We start from the raw sequence: 19,162 nt of genomic DNA on the forward strand, positions 1-19,162 counted from the left end.
TCCTAGTCCTGTATCCCCATGAGTTTTTTCGCCAGTTTTTTATCCGGGTTTGAAACGCCTTGCGAACCCCTTGTTAACGACACTTTAACGGCTTTGGGTATGGCGTTTCTAGGCGTTATCTCCTATAATTTGGAGCGGACGCCCGAAGTTAACCCGCCGGAATTCCGTACAGAGCCGGGCTATTTCCACAGTTCGGCGAGGGAACGCCGGGGAAGAAGAGGAGTTCTTGCGTTGCAAGGTCGTGTACTTCTCCTCAACGGCAGCAGTTGGGAGCCCTTAGCGGTCATCTCCACTGCACGCGCCATCAGTCTCCTACTGTCTGGAAAGGCGGTGGTGATCGAAGAGTCTGGCAGTGTGCTGCGCACCGTGAACAGCACCTTCCCTGTCCCTTCGGTTATCGCTCTGCGCCGTTTCATTAATGTCCCTCGTCGCCGGGCGCACTGGAGCAGAAAAGGGGTCCTTGTACGTGACTCCTACACCTGCATCTATTGTTCGGTGAAGGTGGGTGATGTCGTGCGGGGCAAGACGCTGGCGAAAGCAGATTTCACCGTCGATCACATTCTCCCGCGTTCGCGTGGTGGGCGTGATAACTGGTCAAACACGGCGTGTGCCTGCTATCACTGCAATCATCGCAAAGGCAACCACCTTCCCGGTGAAGTGGGAATGAAACTGCTGTGGGAGCCAAAAACACCGCGCACAAGCTACCTTGTGATTGCGGTGGGCAGTGGACCAGAAGCATGGCGGCATTACATCGAGATACAACGGAACGATCCCCCCACACATCACGAAGACTAAACGGGAGCGACGATCTCTGTCGCTCTCTTTTTTTGCCTCGCTTTTTTTGAGTACAATCGGGGCATGATAACTCGATTCCCTTTCCTTTTTGCCGCTTTATTATGCCTTGCCGGGTGTGCCACCCCACCAGCGCCCGATCCTGATGGGGCGGTATTGATCGGTTTTGAGGCACTGCCCAAATCGCTGGCAACTGTTGTTTTGACCGAGACGCCTGATCCGGGCATTGCCCAGACAGCGACGAGTGCGGCGCTGCCGACAACAATCCCCCTCCCACCCACCTTCACGCCAACCCCGACACCCTACGTAGGGGTCTTTATGGGCAACCTGACCCCTGAACCGGGTGTTGTCTATTACCCCCCTGGCGTTTATCGCCATCCGGGGACGAGCGGCGTGAGCGTTGGGGTCATCCCCTTCAATTCGGGGAACCCCGGTGTGGGTGTGCCGGTGGTCACCACCCCGGGCGCGGCACTTCCCACCTTTGCAGCAGGAGTCTCCGGCGGTGGGTCAGCCGCAGCGGGCTGTTTGCAGCCCCCTGCCCCGCCCTTCGTTAATGCAGCGAACAATGCCACTGTACAATCCCGCATTGGATGTCCGGCGGGCGGCGCGTTTACGACGCGCCTTGTGACCCAACCCTTTCAGGGGGGAGTTATGTTTTGGCGGGATACACGAGAGATTTACGCGCTTTCCACAGCGGCGGTGGCGGGACAAGGCATTGATATCTACTGGCGGCTAAATGATACGTGGAATGAGGGCATGCCCGCTGACGATCCTGCCTTTATCCCTCCGGCGGGGCTGGTGCAACCAGTGCGTGGATTTGGCTTTGTCTGGCGGAACAATCAAGGCGTGCGAGATCGCTTGGGGTGGGCGCTTGGGGGGGAACAGCCCTACGATGCCACCCTCCAACCCTTTGAACGAGGGTTCATGCTCACGGGCATTGATGGGCGCATTTGGGTACTCGTAGCAAATCCCGACCCAAATACCGGAACGCATTTTGGGGCGCTTGCGCCGTAACCCTCAGTGAATAAGGGTGTTTTGGGATAGCACTTCAGCTAGGGAAACACAAATAGAGACGCATCTTAATGCGCCTCTGTTGGCGATCAAATCATCTATTAGGGGGCTTTGGTCGCCTCGCTGGTGGCTGCGGGTTCGGGGTTGGCAGCGGCAGGTACAAGCGCCAACAACTGCGCCCGATCTTCTTCAGAGAGCAGCGCCAAAGCTGCCTCATAGGTTGTCAAATCCAGCACATCATTGGGGTTTATCGTCATCGTCAGCGCCCCTGTGCGTGCGCCGATTTCTGCCATAAATGCCACTGAATCGGGGTTCATGCTCAGGCTGGGCGCCCAAAACCCATAGCCGGTGATCAACTCGTAGCTCTCTTGCAAAACAGCATCGGTGGGTGGCTTCTCAAGATAGGTTTTGCTGGCAGCAATGTAAACTTCTGAGGAGCGGCTGAGGTCGGCAATGCCTTTCAACATGGCAGCGCAATAGGCAGCCGCCCGTTCGCGGTTTGCCGCCAACCACTCAGCAGGGGCTGTGAATCCAGCGAAGATGAACGAGTTGAAGTCTTTGTAGGTCTCGGTGATCACGACGCCATCGGGGACATCTTTTTGGGATTGGCGGAACTGGCTCAGACGGATCGTCGTCACATCAACATCATTGGCAACAAATGCTGCATGACGGAGATTCACCGATTCAAGAATCTTGATATTGGAAAGGTCTTTGGTCGTTTGGGAAATTCCTTTGGCAAGGAACGCCGCCTCAAAAAGGGTGCTGCTTCCGCCACCAACGGCATCTATGCCCACCCGTGTGGCGGGGTCAAACACTTGCTCGATGGTCGTGATCCCATTCCGCCCCACAAGGACATGATCAATCTTGTTGTTGCCGGGGCAAAACATCTTCATATCCTGCCCGGCTTGGCGCACCAACAGGGTTGAGGTGAACGAGGCATACAATACGTCCGCCTGCCCCGCCAAGACTGCTTGAGTGGCGACGGTGGTCGACTCAAATTGAATGATGTCATCTAGGCTTTGGGTTAGCCCAAAATCCGCCCCATGTTCCACGCTCCCATAGAGGGCAAAAATGGTTTGTGGGGAGGGTGCGGCGGCAATCGATAGACGGATCGGCTCGAACCCTTGAGCGTTTAGTGCAGCAAGGGGCAACCCTAAGACGGCAATCAAGCACAAAATAAGCAGAAAACGACGGCTTTGTTTTGTCATAGTGCGACTTTTTCTTTCGATGAGGAATAAGGGATAGACTCTAGCCAATTTCGGACAACCTCTGCTGCCGCATCTACATAGGGTGGGGTTAGCACTGTTCGGTGTGTGCCGGGGACATCCACAATAGGTAGCTTTGCCCCTCCAATGTAGCGTAAGGCTTTGAACAACTCAAGATCAAAGGCGGTATCACGGGCGCGAATATAAAGCATTGGACCCGGATAGGGCTTGGGTGATTGCTTCATGGCGGCATCATAGGCGGCACGTTGTACGCGCCGAATAGATTCCGGTAAGCCCTCTGCCTCTGCCTTCTCAAACATGTCATAGGCGCGTTTCACTTCAAGGGGCGTGGGGGGGATGCGCCCTTCTTGACGCTTCACCGTGAGGTATTGCGCCCGTTGTTCCGGCTTTAGAAGGACGCGCCCCAACCACAGGCTGTAAAGCCGCCGAAAGAGCCGGATGCGGTTTAGGCGGTGGGGCGTTCCGCCGTGTTTTCGGTGACGATTCATATGGAAATGTTCGTCAATAATGCACAGATAGACCTCGCGGTGTCCGGCGTTCCACAACACACGCCCTGTTTCCACCGCCAACCGCCCCCCAAAGGAAAAGCCACAGAGCAAGAAAGGCGGCTGGGGCTGCACGCTAAGAAGTTGTCCGGCGTGGTGAATTGCCATCTCGTCTACCGTTCCTAGCGGTGGACGGTCATCATCAACCCCCACCGCTTGCAAGCCATAAACCGGTTGATCGGGGTGCAGCCTATCGACCAAATCACGATAGAGGTAGACATTCCCTTTGAGGGCATGGAAGACGAAAAGAGGTGGGCGGACGGGTGAGGAATGGGCTGCGCGAATGGGAATCACCGTCGTCTGGGTTCGGCGTGGTGTGCGGCGCAGCCCATCAAGGATTGCCGCCTGTTCAGGAATTGTCCCCGCATGAAAAAAATCGAGGATGGTCACCGGGAGTTGGAACACCTCCCGCACCCTGAAAACGAGGCGGGCAGCGCTAAGTGATGTTCCCCCTAGATCGGTGAAGCGCGTCGCTCCAGTTAGCCTATCGGGAGAAATCTCCAAAATATCGCCCCAAAGTGCGGCTAAGCGCTTTTCCGTCTCTGTGCTGAACGGTGTTCTCGTTTGTGGTTGGGGTGTATCATGTTCGGTTTCGAGGCGTTCGCTGATTGCCCTCCGCTGGATTTTTCCCGTCGCGTTAAGCGGGAGTGTTTCATAAAAGGCAAGGTGGCGGGGAATTTTAGAAACATGGAGCGTCTGGGCAAGGTGGGTTTGCAGTTCAACCGCTGTTGCTGCCATGCCTTTCCGAAGGACGACCCCCGCCCCGATTTCCTCCCCTAAAGCCGCGTTGGGAACGCCAACCACGACGGCTTGTTTTACGGCGGGGTGTGTCTCTAGCACTCTCTCCACCTCTAGTGGGGCTATCTTCTGCCCCCCACGATTGATCTCTTCTTTCACTCGCCCGGTGATGAATAAAAAGCCATCGTCGTCGATGTACCCAACATCGCCCATACGAAGCCACCCATCAAGAAACGCGTCGCGGGTTGCCTCTGGATCGTCCTCGTAACCCTCAAAGTTCATCTCGCTTTTCACCACAATCTCGCCCACTTCACCACTGGGAAGAGATTCCCCTCTGCTGTTGATAATCCGCACGGCGAAAAAGGGTTTGCCCACCGAACCAAGCCGGCGCGTATCGGGCGTTAAACCTGTTGTGGAAATGTTATTCGCCTCTGTGCTGGAATACGCTTGGATCACCGGAACGCCAAAGGTTTTCTCTAAGGCATCCATCAATGATGGGGGGAGAGCCATCGATCCCGCACGGAGGTAGCGCAAACTATGGTTGCGAATACTATCGGGGAAATCGGCGGCGCGGTCAAGGATCGCTTGATACATCGTTGCCACAGCGGTAAACCAGGTGGGGCGGTAGGTCATCAACGCCTCATAAAAGCGGGGGACTTCAAAGCCCGGGAGAAAAGCAACACTCCCCCCAACGCAAAGCGTGCGAATCATATGATTCAGCCCTGCGGCATGAAAAAGGGGCATCACATTCAAAAGGCGGTCTTCCGCTGTGACGAAAAGCCCCGCCGACGGAAGTACAAGGCGTTTGGCATACAACGCCTGACGAATAGGGACAATCTTCGCTGTGCTGGTCGTCCCAGAGGTCAGCGCTAACATAGCCCAGTCGTCCGGGGCGGCAAAGCCGGGCGTGAAAGGCGTATTTGAGCCAAGAAAAGGCGTTGGCTCAAGGATGAATGTCCCTGCCGCCGGATGGGGAGTGAGGGTCACGGCACGAAGGTGGCATGTTTTGGCAAGCGTTGTGGCGTTCGGTGTGATCGCTGCTGTTGGCTCGTAGATAAGCGCTTGAACACCCACCCGCTGGCAAGCAGCCTCCCATTCGGCAAGCGACCCATGGGGGTTTAGGGTCAGCGGTATGGCTGCCGCGCATACCGCAAGAAAGGCTGATCCGAGATCAACACCATCTGAGACAACGATAGCCACCCGCATCCCACGCCCAATTCCGAGTTCGTTCAAGCGCTGGACAGATGTTGTAAGGTGATTGACAAAGGCAGCAAAGGTGAGCGGCGCACGGTTGGGGGCAAGCAGCGCTTGTTTATCAGGTGTCTTCTCCGCCGCATGGCGAATGAGATCAGGGATGGTCATAGGTGGTGTAGCCATAAGTTTTACATGTTGTTGGCGATTAAGTTGACTTAGGGGTCACTATAGCCTATTGCAAGGTGGGAATCAACCAAAGTTGAGAACAGAAAATTCTCTCTTTTACAATTTGCACAATTGACTTCTCCACGACATAATCTCTACGTTTCTTTATGATGTGTTGAGGAGAATAAACTATGTCTCTTAAACGTCGGTTTTATGTGGTGTGTATCCTTGCCCTTTTGGCGGCACTGATTGCACCTGCCGTTGGCAATGTAGCGATGGCGCAAGATGCCAAAGTCTTGACGCTGAATCTTGGCGCGGGCGACATTCCTACCCTAGACCCCGCTCTTGCTGAAGACTCCACCTCGATCCAAATTACGACTATGCAGCATTTCCCGATCATCCGTGACACCGAAGACAACCCCGGCAACATCATGCCCGGTGTGGCGGAAAAAAGGGGCGCTTCCGAGGACGGCTTGACCTGGACGTTCACCGTTCGTCAAGGCTTGCCCTGGGTTATGTGGGATGGCAGCGCCGTTGTGGAAGTGAAAGACGATGCTGGCGCGGTGAAATATGTCACGGCGAACGACCTCGAATACTCGATCAAGCGCCTGCTCGACCCCCGCACCGCGTCCCCCTATGCCTATGTCTTTATTGACTCGCTAGGGATTGTGGGCAGTGGCGAATTCAACAGCTTCACCGCCCCCGAAGGCAAAGATTTCAGCGATCCAGCGGTTGCTGAGGAACTTGCCAAGCTCAGCGATGCAGTGGCAGTGAAGGCACTTGATGAATACACGCTCGAAGTCAAAATTGCCCAAGAACTGAGCTACGCCGAGAGCATCTTTAGTATGTGGAATCTTGCCGCTGTGCCACAAGCCGCCATTGAGGAACATGGCGATAAGTGGACAGAACCGGGTAATATGATGAGCTACGGTCCATATGTTGCCTCCGAGTGGAAACACGACGAGAGCTTGACGATGGTCGCAAACCCATTCTGGCCCGGCATTGAAAATTCCCCCAAGCCCACGATCACCCAGATCACCTTCCTGATGTTGGATGAGACGCCTGCCTTCAACAACTATGAAGCAGGGACGTTGGATGCCACCGGTGTCCCCTCCACCGAATTGGATCGCGTGAAGGCAGACCCCGTGTTGAGCAAAGAACTGCTCATCGCGCCGCTGTTCTGCACCTATGTCTATGGTTTTAACGTGACGAAAGCGCCGCTGGATAACGTCCACATGCGCCGCGCTTTGTCCTATGCGGTTAACCGTCAGTCGATTGTCGATAACGTCCTGAAGGGTGGACAAGAACCTGCCCGCTGGTTCTCGCGTCCGGGCTTGGTTGCTGCTCCCACCATGGCTGATTCAGCCGAGACGGGCATCGGCTATGATGTCGATAAGGCGAAGGCTGAACTTGAGTTGTACCTGAAGGATACGGGGTTAACGGCAGATGCTATCCCGCCGATCACCTTCATGACGAACCAGAGCGAAGGGCACATCCGCATTGCCGAAGCGATCCAATCCATGTGGAAGGAAACACTCGGCGTCAGCATTGAAATCACCGCGCAGGAATGGCAGGTCTTCCTTCAGACCCGCAAGACCGACCCGCCTCAGATTTGGCGTTTCGGCTGGTGCCAAGACTATCCCGATGCGAACAACTTCGCCCGTGATGTGTTCCGCTCCACCAGCAGCCAGAACGACACCCGTTGGGGCAGCGAAGCGTTTGATAAATTAGTGGATGAAGCCGCCCTCGAAACCGATCTCGCCAAGCGCCTTGATCTCTACCGTCAGGCGGAAAACATCTTGGTGCTGGAAGATGCCGCAGTTATTCCGATCTATTGGTACACCCGTGTCGGGGTGACCAAACCGTATGTGACTCGTACCTTCGCCGTTGGCGCAGGTGATGAGCGCTATGAGAAATGGGATATTAACAAGTAATCTTCCTCGCACCTCACCCTTTCCGTGGTGATGTGTTGAGGGATGAGCGGTGACTCGGCATTATGTCGAGTCACTGCTTGTCATCAAAACGCTTTTGGGGAAAGAGGTTGTGTCTCGTTTTAAAGTTTTTTGAACTCCCTTTTTGAGGGCGTTGAAGGGTTTACCTGTGACTGCTTATATCTTCCGCCGTGTCCTCGGTATGTTTGCCGTTTTGTTTTGCGTCTCGGTGGTCACTTTTATCCTGATGCACGCTGTGCCGGGAGGTCCCTTTGACGGGGAAAAGAGCGTCCCGCCCGACGTAAAAAAACTTATTGAGGCAAAATACAACCTCAATAAATCCCTTGTTGAGCAATACTTCGATTACATCAGCGGCATTGTTATCCCCCGTATCCAACAAGGCAAATTGAGATCCTCAGACAAAAGCACCTACCTTGTTGCGGTGTCTTTCAACAAGGAAAGTCACTTGCTCTGGATGGATTTTGGTCCCTCCTATAAATCAAAATCGCGCTCGGTGAGCGATATTTTCCGTGAGCAACTGCCCGTCTCTGCCCAATTGGGGACATGGGCGCTCATCATCGCCCTGAGCATCGGTATTCCGCTAGGGACAATTGCCGCGCTCAACCGCAACCGAATGCCCGATTATCTGGCGATGAGCGTCGCGATCTTTGGCGTTTCTGTACCAGCGATTGTGTTGGGTCCGATCATGGTTTGGGTTTTTGCCGTGAACTGGAAAGTTCTCCCTGTGAGTGGTTGGGGAACACCCGCTCATGTGATTATGCCAGCAATAGCGCTGGGATTCGCCAGTTCCGCTCTGATCGCCCGCCTGACCCGTGCCAGCTTGCTCGAAGTCCTCCATGAGGATTACGTGCGCACGGCTCGCTCAAAAGGCTTGGCAGAGCGTCGGGTTATCCGCCTTCATGCCTTAAAAAATGCCATGATTCCCGTGATCACGGTTATTGGTCCGTTGTTTGCCGCGCTGGTGACGGGGACATTCGTTGCCGAGACCACCTTTGGCATCCCCGGCTTGGGGCGCTATTTTGTCAACAGCATCACCAACCGCGATTACCCGGTCATTATGGGAACGGTGCTGCTGTACGCCTCATTTTTGGTCGTCGCCAATTTATTGGTCGATCTTGCTTATGCCGCGCTTGACCCACGTATTCGCTATACCTAGGAAGGTTAGATCATGACCGAACAAGCCAATACACTAGCGCGTGGCAGTGCAACGCCGATTCAATTGGGAAATAATGAACCAACAACGTATGTAAAAGGGCAAAGTTTGTGGGCAGATGCGTGGAAACGCCTCCGCCGTAACCGTATGGCGATGGTTGGTTTGATCATCATTGCCATGATTGTGATTACCGCGCTCTTTGCGGATCGGCTTGCCCCACGACACTATGCCGCTGATAACCTTGCTCAAAATAATGCCGTTCCCTCGTGGCTGCCTTTTATTTTTCCAACAGTCAAGCCTGTTGGAACAGAGGGGGGCTACGCCAAACTGAACGACAGCTACCCTCTTGGCGCGGATTCAAATGGGCGCGATCTACTCAGCCGGCTGATGTATGGGACGCGCATTTCACTAGGGGTTGCCATTGTGGGTCCCTTGGTGAGCTTGTTGTTGGGCTTGCTTATTGGCAGCCTTTCCGGTTATGTCGGCGGGTGGGTCGATTCGCTCTTGATGCGCTTTGTCGATCTCATGTATGCCTTCCCCGCACTCTTGTTGATTATCCTTATGATGGCGGTTTTTCGCTCTTCGTTTGCCGATACACAGCCGGGTACCTTTGCCTACGAGATGAACAAGTTGGATCGTGCCTTTGGCGGCATGTTGTTCATTTTCATTGGCATTGGTCTCACCTCATGGGAGGGGATGGCACGCTTAGCACGGGGGCAAGTTCTCAGCATCAAACAGCGTGAATATGTCCAAGCGGCACGCTCTATCGGGATGACCCATCGCCAAATCATGTTTCGCCATGTGATGCCTAATATTTTGGGTCCACTGATCGTCGCTGAGACGTTGGCGATCCCTGCCTACATCTCTACCGAGGCATTTTTGAGTTTTATTGGATTGGGTGTGAACCCGCCAACACCAAGTTGGGGATCAATGATTCAATCTGGCGCACAGGCGATCAAATCTTATCCTAATCAGGCGATCTTTCCCGCGCTGGCATTGGCGCTGACGATGATTGCCTTCAACTTCTTGGGGGACGGTCTGCGTGATGCCCTTGACCCCCGTATGCGCGGCGTTGATTAGTCGTAGGTGAGCCGTCAGGTTGGCGAGGGACACTTTTTTCTCGGTGAGTCGGTGAAGAAGGTAAAGGGAAACGACTCAAGGAATACGTTGATATGTCTCGATCATCCAAAATCAGTACACTCGTCCTCGTCGCTGTGCTGGCAATTACGCTTGTGCCGCAAGCCTCACCTGCACATGCCATTTCCGCAGCATTGGGGCGCTTTTGGGCAAACTGCGGCATATTCTCGGTGGATACGGCTGTCAACGGCACAATCAATGATAGCAACAATACCGACCGCTTTCGCTACCGGATTACCGACGGCAACGGGAAGAAACTTTATCAAGAAGACGCCCAACGCACTGTTGGTGTGACGACGGGATCACTCGTCGTGAACATGTCCTTTGATGCCGATGGTGCCGATGGTCCCCCCGGAAAGAACCCCATTCGCTTCGATGTGATTGAACTTGATGTGAATGGATTCGAGATTGGCATCTTGCAAACCGGCTCCTATGACGCCCAATGCCTCCCCCCATCGGGAACGGCAACCTTTTCTGCCGATTTTCGTCCGCCTACCTTTTTGAAGGTGGTCTTTAGTGCGCCCTCGGCACTCTACACAAGCCCTGCCGGGGCAACGGTGCCGGGCTTGACCATCGCTGCTGGCAAAGAACATGTCGCCCTCTATCGCTCAGCCGATAATGGGTGGGTGATGATTGATGTTGGTGGCAATGAATTGGTCTGGGTACCTGTGGGCGTTCTCAGCGTTGATCTGACGAAACTTGGCACGCCCCCCGCACGGATTGATGGCGCAGACCCCTCCCGTCCGGGGAGTTCAGTGGTCGTCGTACCAACGCCGGGCGGTCCGGTGACGGTCATTGTGCCACCTTCGCCGCCTGTTTTGCTCCCTGATGGAACGCTGGCAGCGGGGGTCACCCGTGTGAATCTGCGGATGCGTACCGCGCCGGCTATCAGCGGACTTCGTTTGGCGACCATCCCGAAAAACACAATTGTTGCCGTGTATGGGCGTAACGACAACGCCACCTGGTATAAGGTGCAATACGGTATTCAGTTTGGGTGGGTGGCAGCCGGCTACCTACGCCTGACGAATATTCAGGTGGCAAATTTGCCCGTCGTATTCCAATAAAGACAAAAGGTGTCACCTTATCCCTCGTCGCACAGAGCAGAGGGATAGGGCTAGAGGGTACTGCGCAGGATGAACTGGCTTGGTCGGATCGTTGGTGTATGGATCGTCTGCACCCTCATCCTCAGCGGGATGATCACCCTCGCCCGCAGTGATTCCGCCCCTGATGTCTGCCTGATTGGGACGGCGCCCCGTCGTCCCACACTCATCTTTGATCGGGTGAGTGCCGTTATCCAGATGATGCCCCAACGTCCCAATGCTTTTCCTGTAACGAATTATCGGGGGGCAATCTCTCCCACTGGAAACTTTGTCGCCTATATCACCAGCCAACAAGCACAACCGGTCAATCTTTACATTGACCCGGCGCCGCGTGGACGTTCCCTACAGGGGGCGCCATTATGTTCAGACCGCGCCACCTGTTGGCGCAGCATCCGTGATAGTGGATCGGTCTTGGTGGAGCGGGCAATTCTGGACAGCATTGGCATTGGTTGGTCGCACAGGGGAGATCGTGTTGCTTATGTATGGGGGGATGGCAAGGGTGTTCTACGGGCAGCCGTTGCCACCCCTGAAGGGACAATCCTTCACAGTCGGGAAATTGCCTCGCCCGTCCTTCCTGCCACCGCGACGATTTACTTCCATGGGTGGACGCCGACGGATGCTTTTATCGCATTTAGCCTTTTTGCTAGTGGGGAAGAAGCGGCGCTCTATTTTTGGTCGCCGGAGGGCGATCAGGTCAGCCGCTTTCCGCTCCCCGCCCGCAACCCACCCTACCTTGCCCTTGCGTGGGGGGGGGAGCGTCTCGCCTACGTGACAAACCGCGTAAACGGGGAAACCCAAACCCTGACAATTGTCAACCCTAAGGCGAACACCGCCCGCGAATTCCCGCTCTCTGATGGCATAGAATGGGATATATACTGGTCGCCAGATGGTCGCTACCTTGCCTTGCGTTACTTCCAACCTCCGGTGTGGCGGGTTGATCTCTATGACGCCGACGAACTCCATCCCCCGCTGCATGATGTAGGCGGTGTTCAACCAAGCGACCAGCCAAACCAACGAACGGATGCCCCCTTGCTTGTTTGGTCGGCGGATGCACATCACTTGCTGATGACCCGTATCCGAGCGGATGGTTCACGCACACTTACTGAGATCGCCCCGGCAACGGGCAACTCAACGATCCTCATCGCACAAGTTGTTGGCGATATACTCCGTCTTGAGTCTGGGCGACTCGCCGTGACTCATCGCAGCACAGTGGGGACGGCGCTCACCATCCTCGATGCGAATGGCAAAAACCTGCTGACATTGATCGATGGTGTGGATTCCGTCCGCGATGTCCAGCTAATCCCTTCCAACAGCGGAAGCGCTGATCCAGAGCGCGTTGCCTTCATCACCTCACAAGGCGGGGTGTATCGTGTCTGGTCAGGTACTGTTGCGGGGGCGGTTATTCAGCTTGGGGGGGATTTGCCCGCCCTTGAACTGTTCGAGGTACACAGCGATCTGATTGCCTTCAACTGGTACACCCCCGGCGGTGGTGATGGCGGCGCAATGGCATTCCGTCCCGATGGAACACCACGCTACCACTATAAGGCGGGTGGGCGCGTCCAAGCGATCTTTCCCTCGCCAGATGGACGTATGGCAGCGGTGAATATGTATGGTGCTGATAGCGCCGAGGTTCGCTTTCGGATTGTCCCCTCGGATGGCTCAGAAGGGACGCCCATTCTTGCGGCTGAGCGGCAGATGCTCCGTCCAGCTTGGTCGCCCGGTGGGGACTATCTTGCCGTCCGCCGTGCGCGGGCAGGTGAACCCGCTATGTTGATGATTTACCGCCGTGATGGAGCGCTTATTCAGAAGTTTACTCCCCCGATTGATTTTCAAGTCTTTTCATGGATTCCCTGTGGGGAGTGAACGCCCCTCGATGTCTTTTGTCCGCTATCCCATCAACCACATAGATAAGTATAGACGTCTAATGTGAAAGGGAAAAGGCTTGTAGATCAAAACCAAAGTGACGGGCGAGCAGATACTTGAGAACTAAACGAGTGACTTTGAGGGTAAGGCGGGCGGTCAAGCCACGCACGGTATTGGCATGTAAGCGCTCAAGGTTGCGTCCGGTGTTCTGGAGTTGGTGAAAGACACCTTCGATACGCTCGCGTGCGCTAGCGAGGAGCGCATCCAGCAGGGGATGATTTTGGTGGGCTTGGTTTGCCCTTCAACAACACCCGTCCTTCCCGTTGATACCAATCGTTCACCAGCACATAAATCGTAGTAAAAAGCCTTTCCAAGTCTATACTTACCATGGGAATGGATCCGATTGACTGTAGGCGTACCTTCAATCTTGCGACCCATTCCCCTTTTCGTCAACTTCATTCCACATCAGACATACTATATTAGGAGGTATGCCGTTGAACGTGTTCACCCTGTATTCATCGAAAGGGGACGTTTGAGGGGGCTTCCCCCTCAAACCATAGATTCCCCCTTCTTCGACTGGGAAAAGCGGGTACACGCCGAAGGCGGGTCGCAGGGGGATGAGGGCAACGACGTAACGTCTATCTATGTGGGCGGTCAGAAACTGAGCCTGTGGAGGGTGCTTATGACCTCGGTGATCTTGGAATATTATGTGAACGAACGGGACGTGTCCCCAAAGGGCATCCGCGTCTATGAGGATGGACGGGTGGAACGCCCCGCGCCGGACGCGCCCCCGCCCGCCCCAACAGAACGCTTGGATCGGGGGCGGGAGGTGCCATGGGTGGCAGCGCGGCAGCTTTCTGAGACAGACCTGAACAGCCTCAAAAAAGCGGTGCGCGAATCGGGCTTTTTTGCCCTCGAAGGGTCGCTGCTGATCAACTATTGCAAAGACGATCCGCCCGCTGCGCTGTGGCTGGCGGCGCTTGAAGGGGAAACGCACCGCGTTGTGTTGTGGGACCCGCGCCCCGGACGGAACGCCGTCATCGATGGGCTGCTGCGGGCGCTAGAGACAACGTTAGGATGAGTGCGGTGGGGCTGGCGCTCACATAGGGTCACTCACACAGGGTCGCCCCTACATCCCACCCTAGAAACGCGGTACAATGACCCGCCGCTGTAATAACTAGGATTTGTGCTGAAAGAACGCACACACGAGGAACGCATGACCGCCACCAACGCAAAAAAGTTGACCGTCGGGGTTATTTTTGGGGGACGCTCGGTTGAACATGATGTCTCCGTCGTCACGGGGCAGCAGGTGATCCGCGCCCTGAACCCGTCACGCTATGAAGTGGTCCCCCTTTATATCACCCGCACGGGCGTCTGGCTGACGGGCGCTCCGCTCACCGATATAAAGACCTTCCAAAATGCCAATGTTGCCGAACTGATGGGGGTCAACGAGACGACTCTTTCCAGTGGGACAAACCCACAGGGGACAATCACACCCCCCTTTGCTGGCTATTTAAAGCGCAGCACGTTGAAAAAGATTGATGTTCTCTTTCCGACGATTCACGGTACACACGGGGAAGATGGGACGCTGCAAGGGCTGTTTGAACTGGCAGATATTCCCTATGTGGGCTGCGGCGTCATGGCATCGGCAGTCGCCAATGACAAAATCACGACGAAAGCTGTGCTGAAAGAACATGGGATTCCCGTCCTGCCCTATGTCGGGTTAAGCCGTCCCCAATGGCGGACAAACCGCGAGGCGGTGCTGGACGTACTGAATGGCATTGGCTACCCGCTGTTTGTCAAGCCCGCCACGCTTGGATCGTCCATCGGCATTGGACGCCCCGAAGATCGGGCGGCGGCGGCGGCGGCGCTCGATGTTGCCTTTGGGCTGGATCGGCGCGTCGTCGTTGAACAGGCGTTGGAGGGCGCAATCGAGGTGAACTGCGCCCTGTTGGGGAACGACGATCCGCGCCCCTCGGTATTGGAGCAGCCGATCTCCTTCCAAGAATTCCTCAGCTATGAGGATAAATACTTGCGCGGTGGGGCGGGTAAAGGGATGAAGGGTGCGGAACGGCACATCCCCGCCCCGATCAGCGAGGAACTAACAGCGCGGATCAAGGATATGGCAGTGGCGGCGTTCCGCGCCATTGATGGGCGGGGGACAGCCCGCATCGATTTCCTTGTGCAGGCGGGCGAGGTCTATCTGAACGAGGTGAACACCATGCCCGGCTCGCTGGCGTTTTACCTCTGGCAAGCGGAGGGAATGTCTCCCCCCGCCCTATGCGATGCGCTGATTCAACTGGCGTTGGAGGCGCACGCCGAAAAGCGCCGGACAATCTACGATTACCGCTCACCGCTGCTGAATCAGGCGGCATTGAAGGGGGTGAAGGGCTTGGGAGGGTATAAGAAATAGCCTACCATGTCCACCGCGCAAGTTGTCACCATCGTCATCATCGCGCTCCCGCTGCTGCTTGCGTTAACAGAATGCATCGCCATTGATACCGCTGCCTTCAGCATCGCCGTGCTGCTAGGGATTGCCCACTTTGGTGGGTTGGGAATTTTGGGGGAGGCGAACACACCGAATAACGCCATCCGCGCCTTTGCCGGATTTTCCCGAAGCGCCGTCTTCATCCTAATCGCCCTCTCGGTCATCATCAGTGGGCTGCTGCCCCTTGCCAAACCGCCTCAACCATCCCTCCATGTCTTGGATTTCGCTGGCACAGGCAGCCTGATCCTGATCGCGGGCTTGATCTATATGGCGATCTTCGCCTCGCGCTTGCTCCCCAACAGGGAGGAAGGTACCGTCTTCGGCGCAGCGCTGAGCGAAAGCCCTAATGAGACAGGCGAAAACGCCGAAAAAGCAGCACACAGGCGGCGCTTCGCGCTGCGGGCGGTGGCAATTACAGGGGGAGGCAATCTTCGCTTCGGTGGTCGGTGTGCTAACCTATTTGGCAATGTTCAGCGGGGCGGCGCTCATTTTTGCGTTCGGGGATGATGAAGGCGGAGAAAGCCTACCGAGCGGTGGAGTGGCGTTCGGTGTTCCTTGTGGCGACGATGTGCGCGGTAAGCTTCGCCCTTGTTGAAACGGGGCTGGCGAAACGCGCTGGCGCGTTGGTGTTGACTCTCGTTCGCCCCTATGGGGGCTTGGCTTGGCGGCGGGCGTTTATATGTTAACGGGCTTGCTGGCGCAGGTCATGGGAGGGCAGGTTGCCGGCTTGGTGACGGGACCAGCGGCGATCAGCGCCGCCCTTCAGATGGGGATCAGTCCGGCGGCAATCGCCGTGACGGTAGCAACCGCCTGTTCCACCATCTTTCTGACGCCCTTTTCGCACGCGATCAATGTCTTGATTTTCGCGCCTGGAGGCTACCGTTTTGGCGATTTTTCCCGCGTGGGATGGGCGCTGACAATCCTTTGTTTCATCATGATGATGATCGGGTTGAAAGCTTTTGGCACTTGTAGAGTCTGATGGGATGGTGGGGGGATGCCCGTTTTGTGCGTGTCCGCACACGCGCCCCCTGACGCCCTCGCCGCTTGGGGGGGTGATGCATCGCTGCGGGCGGTGCGCCTCGGTCTTTCGCCTTCCGCTTTGGATAGCAAATGAGGCGGCGGGGCTGGCAGTACAGGGTAGCATCGCCCGCGCGGGTGAGATTGCGCACGGAGATCGGCAGGCGGCGCTGCGGCAGGCAGCACGGCGAATCCACACAACAGTTCGTGGCGCGGCGGGCAGCCCTCCACGCCTGTTGGATATTGGCTGTGCCGATGGATCGTTCTTTGACGCGCTGCGAGCGGAAGGCGGCGCGGGGTGGGAACTGCACGGCATTGAACCCGACGCGGCGTGGATGGGACATGAGTATGGTGGGGCGCGGGTGATTCATGTGCCGCTCAACGGGGCGGATTACGCCCCAGAAGCGTTTGCGGCGATCACCGCCAACGATGTGTTGTATCTCTTGCCTAATCTTGTTGAGAGCGTGCGCCAGATTCGGGGGTGGCTGCGCCCCGGTGCGGTGTTCCTCTTTGATGTCCCCGGGATCGCTTACCTGCGTCTGCGGGCGGCGGTGGGCGGGGTGGGCGGGTGGCGGCGAACGCGGCTTTTTCAGGCGTATCCTTACTACCCCACCATGCGAGGGGTTGATCATCTGCTGCGGGGAGCGGGGTTCACTCGTTGGGAAGTCTACCCAGAGGTGGGCATCCGTCACCCGAAAACGGCGCTTCGCTTGGTGCTGAATAGCTATACCGCCCTTGCCCATTTGCCGCGGATGGTTCGCCTTGCGCCTAAAGTGGTGATCCTTGCCTATGTGGGCGGGTGAGGGCGGAGGATAGAGATCACCATGAACGCTGAGGCGGCGGTCTTTGCCGAATGGTTGCGGCGGCGCGGACACCGCGTTCTACAGACGGACTCGGCGTGGTGGTATGATGCCGCCCCTCGCGCTTACCTTGCCTTCCCCTATCACGAGCCAATCACCCCATCGGCGGCGGAACAACGAACGCTCTTTCGAGAGGAAGGGGCGTTGGCGCTGCGCTACACTGCTCCGGCGGCGGCGGGGGGGGGCGTCCTCACCCATCACCGCGTTGCCCACGCACCCTACGATCTGGCGACGCTGAGCGACAAAGCGCAAAAACACACCCGGCGGGCGCTTGCGCTCTCCATTGTTCAGCCGCTTGATTGGGCAACACATGCCGAAACAGGGCGGCGTTTGGCGGCGGAGACGGCGGCGCGGCAAGGGCGGCGCGGGCTGAACCAAACGGTGTGGGAACGGCTAAATCAGGCGGCGGCTGATCTGCCCACATTCGAGGCGTGGGGGGCGTTCGTAAAGGGCGAACTCGCCGCCAGCTTAGTCGCCTGCCAAATGGGGGATCACTGCTTGATCCTCTACCAGCAGAGCCGGACGGATTTGCTCCCGCAGATGCCCAACAACGCGCTGACCTTCGCCTTCACCCGTGAGGTACTTGGTCGGGCGGGGGTGCGTGCCGTCCACTATGGGCTTGCCGGTCTGGATGCCCCGCCGAGCCTGGATGACTTCAAACGGCGGATGGGCTTTGACGCCCTTCCGGTGAGAGAAGTGATTATGTTTCATCCCGTCCTTGCTCCGTTCGCGAACCGCCTGAGTCTTGCCGGAATACGCCTTTTGCGACGGGTTTTCCCCCATCTGGACGCGCTTGGGAAGGTGGAGGGCATGGCACGCGGGGCTATTCAGGGTAGACTAAGAGACTAATCACGAGTCAATCATGAAAGAGGTGGGTTTATGTGCCGACGAACCGGCGCTTTGGCGCTTTTAATTCTTTTCATCCCGCTGGCGTTTTGTTCTATTGCCTTTGCCTCGGTCAGCACATGGATTTTGGATCGGGGATTCTACTTGAATCTCCTCGATAATGACGCCATTTACGAAGCATTCCTCAGCGATGAACTAAGCGCCGACTTGAAGCTAACAACATCGGGGGGGGCAAGCGCCTTGCCGCCGGAAGCTGTCCTTGCGGGTTTGCGAACCGTCCTGACGCCCGCCTATTTGCGTGGGGAAGTGACGCGCAACGTAGGGAGCTTTTTTGACCTTTTGGAAGGCAAAGCGGAAAGCGTCACCTTCAGCCTTGATTTGCGCCCGATCAAAAGCGCCTTAGTCGATGAGAAAAAGGCAGCCTTTGCGTCAGCCTATGTGGGGGCGCTAAAGCCCTGCACCGGCACAACGACGACCAGCGACCTGCCCGTGTGCCTTCCGGCGAACATGACGGCTGAGACGCTAACGGCTGATATTGAGCAGGGAATGACCACTGTCGTGGCGGGGATGCCCAATTCGATTGATTTCAGTGACCAAATCACGGCAGGGCGTAATAATCCATTCACGGAACTGCGTGAGGTGCTTCCGGCGCTGACCGGAAGTTTGGTGACGATCCTCGCCCCGATGGTCGCCCTGTGGCTGCTGATCGGGATATTGGGGGGAATCACAACGCGGGAATTTTTCTTGTGGTTGGGCGTGTCGCTCTTTATCCCGGCGGGGTTGGTGGCACTGATGGGCGGGGCGTTGGGAGGAAATATCAAAAACGCTATCGAAACGACGTTCGCCACAACCAACAGCAGCCTTTCGGCAACCACACAGCAAATGCTTGCCACGATTGGGACAACCGCTGGCACGAAAGTAGGCGAAGGCTTCCTGAACTACGGCGTGATCGGGGTGATTGTCTCGGTGGTGCTGATTGCGCTAGGGCTGCTTCTGCGTCCGCGCAAGCCGATCCTAAGTATGGACAATTATGATACCTATGGCGAGAAGAAAAAGAAGAACGAGGGGTTCTAGA

The 19,162-nt window shown here is 56.5% G+C and carries 17 protein-coding genes; 15 read left to right on the plus strand and 2 right to left on the minus strand.

Annotation, left to right across the window (positions count from 1 at the left end):
* Positions 1 to 231: 231 nt before the first annotated feature.
* The gene (locus HS103_08675) at positions 232 to 795 is read left to right on the plus strand and encodes an HNH endonuclease (GenBank protein MBE7512873.1); all 564 of its coding nucleotides are present in this window, start codon (positions 232 to 234) and stop codon (positions 793 to 795) included.
* A gap of 63 nt (positions 796 to 858) precedes the next feature.
* Complete coding sequence (locus HS103_08680) at positions 859 to 1,806, plus strand: hypothetical protein (protein ID MBE7512874.1); 948 nt, start codon at positions 859 to 861, stop codon at positions 1,804 to 1,806.
* 98 nt (positions 1,807 to 1,904) lie between these two features.
* On the opposite strand, the gene HS103_08685 is transcribed toward HS103_08680, so the two are convergent.
* Positions 1,905 to 3,011 (minus strand): hypothetical protein, encoded by a 1,107-nt coding sequence (locus HS103_08685; GenBank protein MBE7512875.1) that lies wholly within the window; start codon positions 3,009 to 3,011, stop codon positions 1,905 to 1,907.
* Entirely contained in the window at positions 3,008 to 5,689 is a 2,682-nt protein-coding gene (locus HS103_08690; protein MBE7512876.1) for an AMP-binding protein, read from the minus strand. Before HS103_08690 ends, HS103_08685 begins: the two co-directional genes overlap by 4 nt.
* A gap of 173 nt (positions 5,690 to 5,862) precedes the next feature.
* Here HS103_08690 and HS103_08695 point away from each other — a divergent pair, with 173 nt between their 5' ends.
* From HS103_08695 to HS103_08755, 13 genes are all read left to right on the plus strand, one after another.
* The gene (locus HS103_08695; GenBank protein ID MBE7512877.1) at positions 5,863 to 7,605 is read left to right on the plus strand and encodes a peptide ABC transporter substrate-binding protein; all 1,743 of its coding nucleotides are present in this window, start codon (positions 5,863 to 5,865) and stop codon (positions 7,603 to 7,605) included.
* A 166-nt stretch (positions 7,606 to 7,771) separates the two neighbouring features.
* Positions 7,772 to 8,779, plus strand: a complete 1,008-nt coding sequence (locus tag HS103_08700; protein ID MBE7512878.1) for an ABC transporter permease — start codon at positions 7,772 to 7,774, stop codon at positions 8,777 to 8,779.
* A 12-nt stretch (positions 8,780 to 8,791) separates the two neighbouring features.
* Positions 8,792 to 9,856 carry an ABC transporter permease gene (locus HS103_08705; protein MBE7512879.1) on the plus strand — a complete coding sequence of 355 codons (1,065 nt, stop codon included), beginning with the start codon at positions 8,792 to 8,794 and terminating at the stop codon, positions 9,854 to 9,856.
* A gap of 92 nt (positions 9,857 to 9,948) precedes the next feature.
* A complete protein-coding gene (locus tag HS103_08710; GenBank protein ID MBE7512880.1) occupies positions 9,949 to 10,977 on the plus strand; it encodes an SH3 domain-containing protein in 1,029 nt (342 codons plus the stop codon).
* Positions 10,978 to 11,046: 69 nt separating this feature from the next.
* Complete coding sequence (locus tag HS103_08715) at positions 11,047 to 12,876, plus strand: hypothetical protein (protein MBE7512881.1); 1,830 nt, start codon at positions 11,047 to 11,049, stop codon at positions 12,874 to 12,876.
* 682 nt (positions 12,877 to 13,558) lie between these two features.
* Positions 13,559 to 13,957, plus strand: a complete 399-nt coding sequence (locus HS103_08720) for a hypothetical protein (GenBank protein ID MBE7512882.1) — start codon at positions 13,559 to 13,561, stop codon at positions 13,955 to 13,957.
* A gap of 135 nt (positions 13,958 to 14,092) precedes the next feature.
* Positions 14,093 to 15,289, plus strand: coding sequence for a D-alanine--D-alanine ligase (locus HS103_08725; GenBank protein MBE7512883.1), 1,197 nt, complete (start codon positions 14,093 to 14,095; stop codon positions 15,287 to 15,289).
* A gap of 6 nt (positions 15,290 to 15,295) precedes the next feature.
* Positions 15,296 to 15,871 (plus strand): hypothetical protein, encoded by a 576-nt coding sequence (locus HS103_08730; GenBank protein MBE7512884.1) that lies wholly within the window; start codon positions 15,296 to 15,298, stop codon positions 15,869 to 15,871.
* Positions 15,856 to 16,050 (plus strand): hypothetical protein, encoded by a 195-nt coding sequence (locus tag HS103_08735; protein ID MBE7512885.1) that lies wholly within the window; start codon positions 15,856 to 15,858, stop codon positions 16,048 to 16,050. The genes HS103_08730 and HS103_08735 overlap by 16 nt, the downstream gene beginning before the upstream one ends.
* Positions 16,026 to 16,343, plus strand: coding sequence for an anion permease (locus tag HS103_08740; protein ID MBE7512886.1), 318 nt, complete (start codon positions 16,026 to 16,028; stop codon positions 16,341 to 16,343). The genes HS103_08735 and HS103_08740 overlap by 25 nt, the downstream gene beginning before the upstream one ends.
* Entirely contained in the window at positions 16,324 to 17,184 is an 861-nt protein-coding gene (locus tag HS103_08745; GenBank protein ID MBE7512887.1) for a class I SAM-dependent methyltransferase, read from the plus strand. Before HS103_08740 ends, HS103_08745 begins: the two co-directional genes overlap by 20 nt.
* Before the next feature lie 21 nt (positions 17,185 to 17,205).
* Complete coding sequence (locus HS103_08750) at positions 17,206 to 18,090, plus strand: hypothetical protein (protein ID MBE7512888.1); 885 nt, start codon at positions 17,206 to 17,208, stop codon at positions 18,088 to 18,090.
* A 30-nt stretch (positions 18,091 to 18,120) separates the two neighbouring features.
* Complete coding sequence (locus HS103_08755) at positions 18,121 to 19,161, plus strand: hypothetical protein (protein ID MBE7512889.1); 1,041 nt, start codon at positions 18,121 to 18,123, stop codon at positions 19,159 to 19,161.
* Position 19,162 lies beyond the last annotated feature (1 nt).

This window comes from Anaerolineales bacterium (assembly GCA_015075625.1).
Lineage (GTDB): Bacteria > Chloroflexota > Anaerolineae > Aggregatilineales > UBA2796 > UBA2796.

Excerpts from the sequence above, each read along its gene's own strand:
- HS103_08750 (MBE7512888.1), top strand. The coding sequence starts at position 17,206 with ATGAACGCTGAGGCGGCGGTCTTTGCCGAATGGTTGCGGCGGCGCGGA.
- HS103_08725 (MBE7512883.1), top strand. The coding sequence starts at position 14,093 with ATGACCGCCACCAACGCAAAAAAGTTGACCGTCGGGGTTATTTTTGGG.
- HS103_08685 (MBE7512875.1), bottom strand. The coding sequence starts at position 3,011 with ATGACAAAACAAAGCCGTCGTTTTCTGCTTATTTTGTGCTTGATTGCC.
- HS103_08720 (MBE7512882.1), top strand. The coding sequence starts at position 13,559 with ATGACCTCGGTGATCTTGGAATATTATGTGAACGAACGGGACGTGTCC.
- HS103_08730 (MBE7512884.1), top strand. The coding sequence starts at position 15,296 with ATGTCCACCGCGCAAGTTGTCACCATCGTCATCATCGCGCTCCCGCTG.
- HS103_08755 (MBE7512889.1), top strand. The coding sequence starts at position 18,121 with ATGTGCCGACGAACCGGCGCTTTGGCGCTTTTAATTCTTTTCATCCCG.
- HS103_08680 (MBE7512874.1), top strand. The coding sequence starts at position 859 with ATGATAACTCGATTCCCTTTCCTTTTTGCCGCTTTATTATGCCTTGCC.
- HS103_08710 (MBE7512880.1), top strand. The coding sequence starts at position 9,949 with ATGTCTCGATCATCCAAAATCAGTACACTCGTCCTCGTCGCTGTGCTG.
- HS103_08715 (MBE7512881.1), top strand. The coding sequence starts at position 11,047 with ATGAACTGGCTTGGTCGGATCGTTGGTGTATGGATCGTCTGCACCCTC.
- HS103_08690 (MBE7512876.1), bottom strand. The coding sequence starts at position 5,689 with ATGGCTACACCACCTATGACCATCCCTGATCTCATTCGCCATGCGGCG.
- HS103_08705 (MBE7512879.1), top strand. The coding sequence starts at position 8,792 with ATGACCGAACAAGCCAATACACTAGCGCGTGGCAGTGCAACGCCGATT.
- HS103_08695 (MBE7512877.1), top strand. The coding sequence starts at position 5,863 with ATGTCTCTTAAACGTCGGTTTTATGTGGTGTGTATCCTTGCCCTTTTG.